The sequence below is a fragment of the Pseudomonas sp. HLMP genome (assembly GCF_046365545.1).
Taxonomy (GTDB): domain Bacteria; phylum Pseudomonadota; class Gammaproteobacteria; order Pseudomonadales; family Pseudomonadaceae; genus Aquipseudomonas; species Aquipseudomonas guariconensis_B.
The window spans coordinates 1790792-1804050 of record NZ_JBDLLR010000001.1 but is presented as its reverse complement, the minus strand read 5'-3'; the positions used below and the strand labels follow the sequence as shown (position 1 = coordinate 1804050).

General features: G+C 65.7%; 11 protein-coding genes. 8 read left to right on the top strand and 3 right to left on the bottom strand.

All coding sequences use genetic code 11. The annotated features are described in order from the left end of the window. Positions 1–120 precede the first annotated feature (120 nt). From bglX to ABFA30_RS08475, 7 genes are all read left to right on the top strand, one after another. Positions 121–2412: a beta-glucosidase BglX gene (gene bglX, locus ABFA30_RS08505; protein WP_410045333.1), complete on the top strand. Its 2292-nt coding sequence runs from the start codon at positions 121–123 to the stop codon at positions 2410–2412. A gap of 92 nt (positions 2413–2504) precedes the next feature. After that, positions 2505–4262 (top strand): ATP-binding protein, encoded by a 1758-nt coding sequence (locus ABFA30_RS08500; protein WP_225788054.1) that lies wholly within the window; start codon positions 2505–2507, stop codon positions 4260–4262. Further along, positions 4256–5590: a sigma-54-dependent transcriptional regulator gene (locus tag ABFA30_RS08495; protein WP_225788053.1), complete on the top strand. Its 1335-nt coding sequence runs from the start codon at positions 4256–4258 to the stop codon at positions 5588–5590. The genes ABFA30_RS08500 and ABFA30_RS08495 overlap by 7 nt, the downstream gene beginning before the upstream one ends. 289 nt (positions 5591–5879) lie before the next feature. Then, positions 5880–7199: an MFS transporter gene (locus ABFA30_RS08490; protein ID WP_225788052.1), complete on the top strand. Its 1320-nt coding sequence runs from the start codon at positions 5880–5882 to the stop codon at positions 7197–7199. A gap of 149 nt (positions 7200–7348) precedes the next feature. After that, positions 7349–8494, top strand: coding sequence for a Fic family protein (locus tag ABFA30_RS08485; protein ID WP_225788051.1), 1146 nt, complete (start codon positions 7349–7351; stop codon positions 8492–8494). A gap of 250 nt (positions 8495–8744) precedes the next feature. Continuing rightward, positions 8745–9071, top strand: a complete 327-nt coding sequence (locus ABFA30_RS08480) for a hypothetical protein (RefSeq protein ID WP_225788050.1) — start codon at positions 8745–8747, stop codon at positions 9069–9071. 119 nt (positions 9072–9190) lie between these two features. Next, positions 9191–9796: a flavin reductase family protein gene (locus tag ABFA30_RS08475; RefSeq protein WP_253080373.1), complete on the top strand. Its 606-nt coding sequence runs from the start codon at positions 9191–9193 to the stop codon at positions 9794–9796. Here the strand turns inward: ABFA30_RS08475 and ABFA30_RS08470 are convergent, their stop codons facing one another. Together ABFA30_RS08470 and ABFA30_RS08465 are read right to left on the bottom strand one after the other, a co-directional pair. Further along, positions 9797–10030, bottom strand: coding sequence for a hypothetical protein (locus tag ABFA30_RS08470; protein WP_225788048.1), 234 nt, complete (start codon positions 10028–10030; stop codon positions 9797–9799). An 89-nt stretch (positions 10031–10119) separates the two neighbouring features. Beyond that, a complete protein-coding gene (locus ABFA30_RS08465) occupies positions 10120–10413 on the bottom strand; it encodes a putative quinol monooxygenase (RefSeq protein WP_225788047.1) in 294 nt (97 codons plus the stop codon). Between the two features lie 201 nt (positions 10414–10614). Between ABFA30_RS08465 and ABFA30_RS08460 the strand changes: the two genes are divergently transcribed. After that, on the top strand, positions 10615–11535 hold the full coding sequence (locus ABFA30_RS08460) for an AraC family transcriptional regulator (RefSeq protein ID WP_225788046.1): 921 nt from the start codon (positions 10615–10617) through the stop codon (positions 11533–11535). Positions 11536–11600: 65 nt separating this feature from the next. Here ABFA30_RS08460 and ABFA30_RS08455 read toward each other — a convergent pair whose 3' ends face one another. After that, positions 11601–13238 (bottom strand): 5-guanidino-2-oxopentanoate decarboxylase, encoded by a 1638-nt coding sequence (locus ABFA30_RS08455; RefSeq protein ID WP_368816000.1) that lies wholly within the window; start codon positions 13236–13238, stop codon positions 11601–11603. Between the last annotated feature and the right edge of the window lie 21 nt (positions 13239–13259).

The following is a 13259-nucleotide window of genomic DNA, read 5'->3' as shown; positions in this document are numbered from 1 at the left end:
GATCATGCAGGGCTGATCGGCTAAAACAAGCCCGGCGAACTGTACAACTTCGATAGCCGCCTGAAAAACTCCGACCGCACGCATCCCCCGGATACGGCACAGGCCACGACAACGGAACCCATGATGAAACTGTCTTTGCTGGGCCTGGCCATGGGCCTTGCCAGTCAGGCGGCCCTGGCCGCCACCGCCGCACCGCCCCTGCAAAACAAGCAGGCCTTCATCGACCACTTGATCCAGCAAATGACCGTCGAGGAGAAGATCGGCCAGTTGCGCCTGATCAGCATCGGCCCGGAAATGCCCCGCGAAAAGATCCGCGAGGAAATCGCCGCCGGTCGCATCGGTGGCACCTTCAACTCGCTCACCGCCCCGGAGAACCGGCCGATGCAGGATGCCGCCATGCGCAGCCGCCTGAAGATCCCGATGTTCTTCGCCTACGACACGATCCACGGTGAACGTACCCTCTTCCCGATTGGCCTGGGCCTGGCCGCGACCTGGGACATGCATGCCATCGCCAAGGTCGGCCGCACCGCAGCCATCGAAGCCGCCGCCGACGCCTTGGACATGACCTTCGCGCCCATGGTCGATATCGCCCGCGACCCGCGCTGGGGCCGCACCAGCGAAGGCTTCGGCGAGGACACCTACCTCACCTCGCGGATCGCCAAGGTGATGGTCGAGTCGTTCCAGGGCAAGAGCCCGGCCAATCCCGACAGCGTCATGACCATCGTCAAGCATTTCGCCCTGTATGGCGCGGTGGAGGGTGGGCGCGACTACAACACGGTCGATATGAGCCTGCCGAAGATGTACAACGACTACCTGCCGCCCTACCGCGCCGCGCTCGACGCGGGTGCCGGTGGCGTGATGGTCGCGCTCAACTCGATCAACGGCGTGCCCGCCACCGCCAATACCTGGCTGATGAACGACCTGCTGCGCAAGGAATGGGGCTTCAAGGGCGTGACCATCAGCGACCATGGCGCGATCCAGGAGCTGATCCGCCATGGTGTCGCCCAGGATGGCCGCGAGGCGGCGAAGCTGGCGATCAAGGCCGGCATCGACATGAGCATGAACGATACCCTCTATGGCGAAGAACTGCCGGGCCTGCTCGAGTCAGGTGAAGTGACCCAGGCCGAGCTGGACCAGGCCGTGCGTGAAGTCCTCGGCGCCAAGTACGACATGGGCCTGTTCAAGGACCCGTACCTGCGCATTGGCAAGGCCGAGAACGACCTCAAGGACTACTACAGCGACGACCGCCTGCACCGCGACACCGCGCGCGACGTGGCACGACGCAGCCTGGTGCTGCTGGAGAACCGCAACCAGACCCTGCCACTGAAGAAGGCCGGCACCATCGCCCTGGTCGGCCCGCTGGCCGACGCGCCGATCGACATGATGGGCAGTTGGGCCGCCGCTGGCCGCCCGGAACACTCGGTCACCGTGCGCGAAGGCCTGCGTCGCGCCCTGGGCGACAAGGCGACCCTGCTCTACGCCAAAGGCTCCAACGTCACCGGCGACAAGGCAATCGTCGATTACCTGAACTTCCTCAACTTCGATGCTCCGGAGATCATCGACGACCCGCGCCCGGCCGCGGTACTGATCGACGAAGCGGTCAAGGCGGCACGGCAGTCCGACGTGGTGGTGGCCGTGGTTGGCGAGTCACGCGGCATGTCCCACGAGTCGTCGAGCCGCACCAGCCTGCAGATCCCTGCCGTACAGCGTGAGCTGATCAAGGCCCTCAAGACCACCGGCAAGCCACTGGTGCTGGTGCTGATGAATGGCCGGCCGCTGTCGATCGCGTGGGAGCGCGAACAGGCCGATGCCATCCTCGAGACCTGGTTCAGCGGCACCGAGGGCGGCAATGCCATCGCCGACGTTCTGTTCGGCGACTACAACCCGTCCGGCAAGCTGGCGATCACCTTCCCGCGCTCGGTCGGGCAGATCCCGATGCACTACAACCACCTGCGTATCGGCCGCCCCTACACGCCGGGCAAGCCGGGCAACTACACCTCGCAGTACTTCGAGGAGCCCAATGGGCCGCTGTACCCGTTCGGCTATGGCCTGAGCTACAGCACCTTCGAGTTGTCGAACCTGACGCTCTCGCACAAGACACTCGAGCGCGGCGCCAGCCTGCAAGCCAAGGTCACGGTGAAGAACACCGGCAAGCGCGACGGCGAGACCGTGGTGCAGCTGTACCTGCAGGATGTCACTGCGTCCATGAGCCGCCCGGTCAAGGAGCTGAAGAACTTCCAGAAGCTGATGCTCAAGGCAGGCGAGTCGCGGACCTTGACCTTCCGCATCGGCGAGCAGGACCTTAGGTTCTACAATAGCCAACTGCAACGGGTCGCCGAGCCCGGGCAGTTCAATGTCCAGGTCGGCCTGGACTCCCAGGCGGTGCAGCAACAGAGCTTCGAGCTGCTGTAGGTCGGTCTGCTCGGCCTCTTCGCAGGCACGCCCGCGAAGGGGTCGACACTGGCCCCCAGAACACACACCCGCACAGGCCAAGGATCCGCCTCATGCTTTTTTCTTTTCGAGCCCTGCGCCTGACCCTGATCGTCCTGCTGATCCTCCTCGGTACCGCGCTCAGCGCCGGCTGGGCCATGCACCAGGCCAAGCGCCAGGCGATGGAGACCGACGCCCGTCGGGCCAGCCAGCAGTTGACCCTGTACGCCAACTCCCTGCATACGCTGATCGAGCGCTACCGCGCCCTGCCGGCCGTGCTGGCCCTGGACCCGGAATTGATCGACGCCCTGCGCGGCCCACTCACCGAACAGCGCCAGGACGCCCTGAACCGCAAGCTCGAACGCATCAACGGCGCCGCCAACTCCTCCACCCTGGAACTGCTCGACCGCACCGGCCTGGCCGTGGCCGCCAGCAACTGGCGCCTGCCGACCAGCTACGTCGGCTCCAACTACGGCTTTCGCCCCTACTTCAAGCAGACCCGCAGCCAGGGCAGCGGCAGTTTCTACGCCGTCGGCGTGACCAGTGGCGTGCCGGGGTACTTCCTGTCCAGCGCGGTGCACGACGAACAGGGGCGCTTCCTCGGCGCCATGGTGGTCAAGCTGGAGTTTCCCGAGCTGGAGCGCGAATGGCGCCAGGGCAGCGACATCCTGCTGGTCAGCGACGCCCGCGGCATCATCTTCATCGCCAACCAGGACGGCTGGCGCTACCGCGAACTGCTGCCGATCTCCAGCGCCGATCGTGCCGAGCTGGCCGCGACCCGCCAGTACGACAAGCAGCCACTGGTGCCGCTGCAGCACCAGGTGCTGACCCGCTTCGGCGACAACAGCCACCTCACCCGCGTGCAAGGCCCCGAGGGCACCGGCGAATACCTGTGGGAGAGCCTGCCGCTGGAAACCGAGGGCTGGACCTTGCACCTGCTGCGCAAGCCGCAGGTCAGCAAGGATGGCCGCAACGCCGCCCTGGCCGCCGCCGCGGTATGGCTGAGCCTGGTGTTCGCCGCCCTGTTCGCCAGCCAGCGCCTGCGCCTGGCTCGCCTGCGCCAGCGCAGCCGCGACGAGCTCAAGCGTCTGGTCGAGGAACGCACCCGCGAACTGCGCACCGCCCAGGAAGGGTTGGTGCAGTCGGCCAAGCTGGCGGCCCTGGGGCAGATGTCGGCGGCACTGGCCCATGAGATCAACCAGCCGCTGACCACCCAACGCATGCAACTGGAAACCCTGCGCCTGCTGCTCGACCACGGCCGCCACGAAGAGGCACGCCAGGCCCTGGAGCCGCTGGAGCAGATGCTCACGCGCATGGCCGCGCTGACCGGCCACCTCAAGACCTTCGCCCGCAACAGTCCCGGCGGCCTGCGCGAGCGCCTGGACCTGGCCACCGTGGTCGACCAGGCCCTGCACCTGCTGGAGGCGCGTATCCGCGGCGAAGGCGTCGAAGTGGCCCTGTACCTGGCACGCCCGGCCTGGGTACGCGGCGATGCCATCCGCCTCGAGCAGGTGCTGATCAACCTGTTGCGCAACGCCCTCGATGCCATGGCCGACAAGCGCTACAAACGCCTGGAGATCCGTATCGAGGCCGATGACGGCCACTGGCGCCTGAGCGTGCTCGACTCCGGTGGCGGCATCCCCGAGGCCGACCTGGCCAAGGTCTTCGACCCCTTCTTCACCACCAAGCCGGTGGGCGAAGGGCTCGGCCTGGGCCTGGCGATCTCCTACGGCATCGTCCACGAGGCCGGCGGCCAACTGCAGGCCGAGAACCTGCCCGGCGGCGCCCGCCTGAGCCTTACCCTGCCACGTGACCTGGAGCCTGTATGTTGAATTCGGTGATCGTCGTCGACGATGAAGCCAGTATCCGCACCGCGGTGGAACAGTGGCTGAGCCTGTCGGGCTTCAGCGTGCAACTGTTCGCCCGTGCCGAGGATTGCCTGGCGCAATTGCCGCCCCACTACCCCGGGGTGATCGTCAGCGACGTGCGCATGCCGGGCATGGATGGCCTGCAACTGCTCGAGCGGCTGCAGGGCCAGGACCCCGACCTGCCGGTGATCCTGCTCACCGGCCACGGCGACGTGCCCATGGCGGTGGAGGCCATGCGCAGCGGCGCCTATGACTTCCTGGAAAAACCCTTCACGCCGCAGACCCTGCTCGGCAGCCTGCGCCGGGCCCTGGAAAAACGCCAACTGGTGCTGGAGAACCGCCGCCTGCACCAGCAGGCCGACCTCAAGGCACGCCTGGAAGGCACCCTGCTGGGCATGTCCCAGGGCCTGCAGCAATTGCGCCGGCAGGTCCTGGACCTGGCGAACCTGCCGGTCAACGTGCTGATCCGTGGCGAGACCGGCAGCGGCAAGGAGCGTGTCGCCCGCTGCCTGCACGACTTCGGGCCACGCGCCGACAAACCCTTCGTCGCCCTCAACTGTGCGGCGATCCCCGAGTCGCTGTTCGAGGCCGAGCTGTTCGGTCATGAGAGCGGCGCCTTCACCGGCGCCCAGGGCAAGCGCATCGGCAAGCTGGAATACGCCAATGGCGGCACGGTGTTCCTCGACGAGATCGAGAGCATGCCCCTGGCCCAACAGGCCAAGCTGCTGCGCGTGATCCAGGAGCAGAAACTCGAGCGCCTGGGGGCCAACCAGAGCATCAGCGTAGACCTGCGGATCATCGCCGCGACCAAGCCCGACCTGCTCGAAGAAGCCCGTGCCGGACGCTTCCGCGAAGACCTGGCCTACCGCCTGAATGTCGCCGAACTGCGCCTGGCACCCTTGCGCGAGCGGCGCGAGGACATCCCGTTGCTGTTCGAGCACTTCGCCCGCGCGGCCGCCGAGCGCCTGGGCCGCGCTGCACCACCGCTGGCCGGTGCGCAACTGGCGCAGCTGCTGGCCCACGACTGGCCGGGCAACGTGCGCGAACTGGCCAATGCCGCCGAACGCCACGCCCTGGGCCTGGACTCGCCGGGCCTGGAAGCAACCAGCGCGAGCCATTCCCTCGCCGAACAGATGGAAGCGTTCGAGGCCCAGTGCCTGCGTGCTGCGCTGCGCCAGCACAAGGGCGAGATCAAGGCGGTCATGGAAACCCTGCAACTGCCACGGCGCACGCTGAACGAGAAGATGCAGCGGCACGGGTTGGTACGCGAGGATTTCCTCGAGCGCGAATGAGCGGATTCTTGCTCGCTCGCGCTTTTCGATAAGCGGAAATCCGCTCATTCAGCCGCTTTCGTAGGGGCGGCGTTGCAGCCCATCGCGGGCAACCCCGCCCCCCGTGAGGGGGTGCCGTATACCTCAAGAAGTGCGGTTTACAGGGCTTGCGTGGGGGCTGACCGGCCCACGACAGGGCACGCGGCGCCCTCATTTGGATCACCCTGCATCCATTTGGCACACCTTCTGCACTTGTCCCGGCAAGCCGCGCCACGGCGCGCTCCACAAAAACAACGAGAAGGTATCCCTGATGGATAACGCCACCACCCTGCCCGCCGGGGCGGCCCTCGCGCCCGCCGCGGAAAAAACCACCTCCAGCCGTCTCAAGTCGATCTTCAGCGGATCCATCGGCAACATGGTCGAATGGTACGACTGGTACGTCTACGCCGCATTCTCGCTGTACTTCGCCAAGGCCTTCTTCCCGGCTGGCGACACCACCGCACAACTGCTCAATACCGCCGCGATCTTCGCCGTGGGATTCCTCATGCGCCCGATCGGTGGCTGGCTGATGGGCCTGTACGCCGACCGCAAGGGCCGCAAGGCCGCGCTGATGGCCTCGGTACTGCTGATGTGCGCAGGCTCCTTGATCATCGCCCTGACTCCGGGCTACGAAAGCATCGGCGTCGCCGCGCCGGTCCTGCTGGTGCTGGCGCGCCTGATGCAGGGCCTATCGGTGGGCGGTGAATACGGCACCTCGGCGACCTACCTCAGCGAGATGGCCACCAAGGACCGCCGTGGCTTCTTCTCCAGCTTCCAGTACGTGACCCTGATCTCCGGCCAGCTCATCGCCCTGGCGGTGCTGATCATCCTGCAACAGACGCTCACCACCGAGCAGTTGTACGCCTGGGGCTGGCGCGTGCCCTTCGTGATCGGCGCGCTGTGCGCGGTGGTCGCCCTGTACCTGCGCCGTGGCATGGAAGAAACCGCCTCCTTCACCAAGAAGGAGAAGGCCAAGGAAAGCCTGATGCGCACCCTGCTGCGCCATCCCAAGGAGCTGATGACCGTGGTCGGCCTGACCATGGGCGGCACCCTGGCGTTCTACACCTACACCACCTACATGCAGAAGTACCTGGTCAACACCGTGGGCATGAGCATCAGCGACTCGACCACCATCTCGGCGGCCACGCTGTTCCTGTTCATGTGCCTGCAACCGGTGATCGGCAGCCTCTCCGACAAGATCGGCCGCCGCCCGATCCTGATCGCCTTCGGCGTGCTCGGTACCCTGTTCACCGTGCCGATCCTCAGCACCCTGCACACCGTGCAGACCTGGTGGGGCGCCTTCTTCCTGATCATGGCGGCGCTGATCATCGTCAGCGGCTACACCTCGATCAACGCGGTGGTCAAGGCCGAGCTGTTCCCCACCGAGATCCGCGCCCTGGGCGTGGGCCTGCCCTACGCCCTGACCGTGTCGATCTTCGGCGGCACCGCCGAGTACGTGGCCCTGTGGTTCAAGAGCGCAGGCATGGAAACCGGCTTCTACTGGTACGTCACCGGCTGCATCGCTTGCTCGCTGCTGGTGTATGCCACCATGAAGGACACCCGCAAGCACTCGCGGATCACCACTGACTGATCCTGCTTGCAAGCCTGCAAAAGGGGCGCTCCGTCTGACGGGGCGCCCCTTTTTCATGGCTATCGTGAGCCGAATAACCCCCCCTATTCGGCTCACCAAATGAGCCGAATAGGGCTACTATTGGGCTCATGGCACAACAAGGGGAAACCATGAGCGATCCAATGTGGATCTGGCAGCGGCCAGCCTGGCCTCATTTGCGCTGGGATACAGAGCAGCTTGCCACGCTGCTGCGAAGCTGTGTCGAAACGCAGGGACGTTTGCTGGGCAGGATCGGTGCCGTGGACGAACTCAGCGAAAGCCACAATATCCTGGATACCTTGCTGCAGAACATCATTACGTCCTCCGCCATCGAGGGCGAGCAGCTCAATGTCGGCTCCGTGCGTTCCTCCCTGGCCCGTCGCCTGGGTCTCGAGGGGCATGGTTCGACTACAGCCCGCAGCGAGGGGCTTGCCGAACTGATGCTGGACGCGACGCAGGGATATGACCAGCCCTTGACCCTGCAACGCCTGTTCACCTGGCATCGATGGTTGTTCCCGGCAAGCGACGAGGCCCTGGGTAAACCCATCCTCGTCGGCCAACTGCGGGACGAGGCGCCCATGCAGGTGGTTTCCGGCCGCCTCGACAAACCCAGTGTACATTTCGAAGCGCCCCCGCGAGCCGGGCTGCAAGAGCAGCTCCAGGCGTTTCTCGAATGGTTCGAGGACAGTCGCCACTTCACGCAGTTGGACCCGTTCCTACGCGCCGGCATCGCCCACTTCTGGTTCGTGACCCTGCATCCGTTCGATGATGGCAATGGTCGCCTGACCCGCGCCCTCACTGACCTGGCCCTGGCCCAGGGCGAACGACAGGCCATCCGTTTCCATGCGATGTCCGCCAGCATCCTCGAGGATCGGTCAGGCTATTACGCGGTGCTGGAAAGCAGCCAGAAAGGCGACCTGGACATTACACGCTGGCTAGCCTGGTTCTTGACGACCTTGCTGCGCAGCCTGGAGCAGGCGCTGGTGCGGATCGACCGGGTGTTGGCCAAGGCGCGCTTCTGGCATGCGCACCGCAGTGATGGGCTGCTGCCCGAGCAGGTGAAGGTGCTCAACCGATTGCTCGATGGCGGCCAACGCGGCTTCGAGGCGGGTATCAACGCCAGTCAGTATCAAGCGGTGGCCAAGGTGTCCAAGGCCACCGCCACCCGCCATCTCACCGACCTGCTCGACAAGGGCTGCCTGGTTCGCCTGCCGGGCGGTGGTCGCAGTACCCGCTACCGGGTCAATACGCCCGTTGATGATCAGGTTGAACGATAGAACTTCAACCTGACCCTTCGCACTTAACCCCGAATTAATTCAGCAGAGGCATCCTTCGAAGGGTGGCGAAGTGTCTTTCGCCGCTCCCGGAAAGGGACACCTGACGTGATGCTTCGCAGGTATCTGCACATCAAAAAATCGAAAAAGTAGATTTATTAGCGCTACTTTTTGCGCTTTTTAATCTAATTAACCGGCGTAACATGAAACCCATAGAGCAGAGCAACCCATCGATTCCACTGGAGCAACGACCATGAAAAACAAACTGATCCTGACCCTGGCCCTGTCGGTACTGGCGACCGGCGCCTTCGCCGAAGACGGCTTCGACCGTACCAACGCCCACAACTTCACCGCCGTCCAGACCCAATCGGCGACTTATGCAGAAGATGGTTTCGACCGTACCGGCGCACAACGCTTCGCTGAAGATGGCTTCGACCGCACTGGCGCACAACGCTTCGCCGAAGATGGCTTCGACCGCACTGGCGCACAACGCTTCGCCGAAGATGGCTTCGACCGCACTGGCGCACAACGCTTCGCCGAAGACGGCTTCGACCGCACCCACGCCCACCGCATCGGCTGATCCCGCGATGCGAGCGCCCAGCCCGGCTTCGGCCGGGCTTGATCGTTTCCAGCCGGGCCCAGCCTTGGCACACTAGGCGCCTCGTCCCGCCAAGAGGAAGGGCCACAGGCCCTGCGCAGATGTACTACTACGAACCCGCCAAAGGCCACGGCCTGCCTCATGACCCGTTCAACGCCATCGTCGGCCCCCGGCCCATCGGCTGGATCTCCACCCAGGACCGCGAAGGTCGCCTGAACCTGGCGCCCTACAGTTTTTTCAACGCCTTCAACTACGTGCCGCCGATCATCGGTTTCTGCAGCATCGGCCGCAAAGACAGCCTGAACAACATCGAACAGACCGGTGAATTCGTCTGGAACCTGGCCACCCGCCCGCTGGCCGAGCAGATGAACCAGAGCTGCGTGGCGGTGGCGGCCGAGGTGGATGAATTCCAGTTGAGCGAACTGACGCCCACGGCATCGCGCATCGTCAGGGTACCGCGCGTGGGGGAAAGCCCGGTGGCCTTCGAGTGCAAGGTGAGCCAGATCGTCCAGCTCCAGCGCGCCGACCAGGCGCTGGTGCCCAGTTGGCTGATCCTTGGCGAAGTGGTGGCCGTGCATATCGCCGAGCATCTGCTCAAGGACGGCATCTACGACACTGCCGCCGCCGAGCCCATCCTGCGCGGCGGCGGGCCTGCGGATTACTTCGAGCTGGGCAACTGCTTCAAGATGCCCCGGCCACGGGCCTGATCACCAGACCAGCTCGCCGTCTTCGCTGACGCCTTGCAGGCGCCCGAGCTCGGCGCAGGCGGCTTCGTCGGCGGCCATCGCCGTCTTGAACAGTTGCCCGTCCAGCACCTTGTGGAAACGCGGCGCGCCGCCCATGCCCAGGGCCTTCACGGCGATCGCGGCGTGGTAGCCGCCGCCCTCTGCCGGAACCATTGCCGAAACCGCTTCGAAGCGGGGGAATTCTCTACGTGCCATCGTGCCTGTATCCACGTGTTGATCGAAGGGCGGCATTCTAACCTGGCGAGTGCCGGGCACCATCGGTGCTGCCTATTCGGGCCCAGGCATCATGCAAAGGTATGCAGGTCGAGGCTCGCGACCACCTGCGCCTGCACCAGCTCGCCGAACAGGTCCAGGGTCGGCGAGGCGAAGTAGCCGCTCATGGCCTGCTGGTCGCGCCAGCTGCCACTGAGCAGCCAGAGGTCCGTATCGGCCTGGGAGCGCTGCACGGTGAAACTCAGGCAGCCGGGCGTCTGCAACGAGGGTTCGAGCAGGTCACGCAGGCGCGCGCCCAACTCCGCCGAACGACCGCTGCTGGCCCGGATGAAAGCCAGGTGAGTGACCGGTTGAGGCTGGGTCATGAACGTTCTCCTTGAAGCAGACGGACGGAAAGGCCAGGCTGGCAAGGTTAGGCCCTCGCCCGCGCGCGCCGTTAGGCCATTACTGCCGGCCGCTTGCCTGATCCTGCAACCGTGCAGGATCAGGCAAGCGAGGAGCAGCTTTCGACTAGCGCCCACCCTTGCCCGAACCTATCCTGCGTCGGTCAGTAGAGGAAACCCGCCATGACCACGCCCACGCCCCCCGCCCCGTCCCTGGAGCTACAACGCCAGGAGCTGGCCGACCTGATCCTGCGCCATGCCGGCGAGCCCTACGGCACGGCCTCAGCGGTCGACGACCTTTACCTGGTGGCCTACCGGGAAAACGTGCGTTCGGTGCCGAGCCTGGCGCAACCTGCCCTGTGTGTCCTGGCCCAGGGCAGCAAGAGCCTGTTCCTGGGCGACGAGCAATACACCTACGACCCATTGCACTACATGGTGGTGTCGGTAACCCTGCCGATCAGCCGGGTGCGCCTGGACGCCAGCCCCGAGACGCCCAGCCTGGGCCTGCGCCTGGACATCGACCCGGCACATATCAGCCAACTGATCGCCGAAAGCGGGCCGATGCTGGTGCCCAACCTTCCTTCTGGCCGTGGCCTGTATGTGGAAAAGACCGATCCGCAGTTGCTCGATGCCTTGCTACGTCTGGTGCGCCTGCTCGACTCCCCCCGGGATATCCCCATGCTGGCGCCACTGATCCGCCGGGAAATCCTCTATCGCCTGCTACGCGGGCCACAGGGCTACCGCCTGTACGAGATCGCCCTGGCCAACAGCCAGACCCACCGGGTCAGCCAGGCCATCGCCTGGCTCAACCAGCACTTCCAGCGACCGCTGCGCATCGAAGATCTGGCGCGCGAGGTCAACCTCAGTACCTCGACCTTGCACCATCGATTCAAGGCAGTGACCTCGATGAGCCCCCTGCAGTACCAGAAGCAGTTGCGCCTGCAGGAAGCGCGGCGGTTGATGCTCAATGAGGGGCTCGAAGCCGCGGTGGCGGGGTACCGGGTGGGCTACGAAAGCCCGTCTCAGTTCAGCCGGGAGTACAGCAGGCTGTATGGCGCACCGCCGATCCGTGACGTGGCGCGGCTGCGTACCGCTGCCGATTGAAGGCCGGGTTGCGCTGCCATGATGGGGCGCGCAGCGGCCCCGATGCAGCCGCTTCGCCGTACCTGTCAGCCCCCCACCGCCGTCTGCCACTGGGCTTGGTCGATCTGGATCAAGGTCGGCCCCTGGCGCTCCACAGCCTGGCGCAGCGCGGCCTGCAACTGGCCCACGTCCTCCACCTGCTGCGCCGCGGCGCCCAGGGCCCGGGCGACACCGATGAAGTCCGGCGTATGGATGTCCACGCCCACCGGTTCGATGGCCCGGTTGACCATGTATTTCTTGATTTCCTCGTAACCCTGGTTGTTCCACAGCAGCACGATCAACGGCACCTGGGCCTCCACCGCGCTGGCCAGTTCAGGCAGGGTGAACTGCAAGCCGCCATCGCCGATCAGGCAGATGGCTGGTGAACGCTCGTCCACCTGCCCGCCGCTGCCGAGCCAGGCGCCCATGGCCGCCGGTAGGGCGTAGCCAAGGGTGCCGTAGCCGGTCGAGGCGTTGAACCAGCGCCGTGGCTGGTCCATGTCCAAGGTCAGGTTGCCGGTGTACACCGGCTGGGTCGAGTCGCCCACCAGGATGGCGTCGGGCAGGGTTTCCAGCACGCTGGTGAGCAGGCGTGTCTGGCTCAGGGTCGGCGGGTCCCAAGTGGTCGACAAGTCCTGGCGCAGGCGAGCGGCACGCACGGCGCCCCAGGCGGGGTCACGCACCGGTTGCATCTGAGTCTGCAAGGCATCGAGCAAGGCCTCGGCCGCCTGCTCGGCATCTGCCACCAGCGCCAGTTCCGGCAGGTAGTTGCGCACGGTCTGGTCCGGGTCGATGTCTATGCGCAGCAGGCTGCCGGGAATCTCGAAGCCGCCTTTGAAGGTCACGTCGTAGTCGGTCTCGGCAAGCTCGGTGCCGATGGCCAGCACCACGTCGGCCTCGGCGACCAGCGCGCGAGTGGCCGGCAGCGACTGGGTCGAACCGATCTGCAACGGATGCCCGGACGGCAGCAAGCCCTTGGCATTGATGGTCAGGGCCACCGGTGCCTGCAAGTGCTCCGCCAGGCGGGCCAGGGCCGTGCCCGCCGCCAGGGCGCCGCCACCGGCGAGGATCAACGGCCGCCGCGCCGAGGCCAGGCGTTCGGCCATGAGCGCCACACCCCGTGGCGCCGCGCCCGCCCGGCCGGTGCGCACGGGGCGACCCGGCAGCAGGTGGCCGGCCGGCTCGACCAGCACATCCAGGGGGATCTCGATATGCACCGGCCTTGGCCGGGCACCGTCGAACACGGCAAAGGCACGGGCCAGCACCTGGGGCAGGTCGTCGGCACTCATCAAGGTATGGGAGAACGCCGCCACACCGGCGACCAACCCTGCCTGGCTGGGCAGCTCGTGCAACTTGCCGCGACCGCCGCCGAGTTGGTCGCGGGCCTGCACGCTGGAAATCACCAGCATCGGGATCGAGTCGGCATAGGCTTGGCCCATGGCCGTGGTGATGTTGGTCATGCCAGGGCCGGTGATGATGAAACACACCCCCGGCTTGCCACGGGTGCGCGCATAGCCGTCGGCCATGAACCCGGCCCCCTGCTCGTGGCGTGGGGTGATGTGCCGGATCGACGATCCCGCCAGGCCGCGATACAGCTCCACGGTATGCACGCCAGGAATGCCGAAGACATGCTCCACGCCATAGCCTTCGAGGAGTTCGACCAGTACTTCGCCACAGGTTGCCATCTGTCTTTTACCTGATTCTTG

Coding starts and splice junctions, on each gene's coding strand:
- ABFA30_RS08500 (WP_225788054.1), top strand. CDS start 2,505: ATGCTTTTTTCTTTTCGAGCCCTGCGCCTGACCCTGATCGTCCTGCTG.
- ABFA30_RS08460 (WP_225788046.1), top strand. CDS start 10,615: ATGACCACGCCCACGCCCCCCGCCCCGTCCCTGGAGCTACAACGCCAG.
- bglX (WP_410045333.1), top strand. CDS start 121: ATGATGAAACTGTCTTTGCTGGGCCTGGCCATGGGCCTTGCCAGTCAG.
- ABFA30_RS08485 (WP_225788051.1), top strand. CDS start 7,349: ATGAGCGATCCAATGTGGATCTGGCAGCGGCCAGCCTGGCCTCATTTG.
- ABFA30_RS08480 (WP_225788050.1), top strand. CDS start 8,745: ATGAAAAACAAACTGATCCTGACCCTGGCCCTGTCGGTACTGGCGACC.
- ABFA30_RS08470 (WP_225788048.1), bottom strand. CDS start 10,030: ATGGCACGTAGAGAATTCCCCCGCTTCGAAGCGGTTTCGGCAATGGTT.
- ABFA30_RS08490 (WP_225788052.1), top strand. CDS start 5,880: ATGGATAACGCCACCACCCTGCCCGCCGGGGCGGCCCTCGCGCCCGCC.
- ABFA30_RS08455 (WP_368816000.1), bottom strand. CDS start 13,238: ATGGCAACCTGTGGCGAAGTACTGGTCGAACTCCTCGAAGGCTATGGC.
- ABFA30_RS08465 (WP_225788047.1), bottom strand. CDS start 10,413: ATGACCCAGCCTCAACCGGTCACTCACCTGGCTTTCATCCGGGCCAGC.
- ABFA30_RS08475 (WP_253080373.1), top strand. CDS start 9,191: ATGTACTACTACGAACCCGCCAAAGGCCACGGCCTGCCTCATGACCCG.
- ABFA30_RS08495 (WP_225788053.1), top strand. CDS start 4,256: ATGTTGAATTCGGTGATCGTCGTCGACGATGAAGCCAGTATCCGCACC.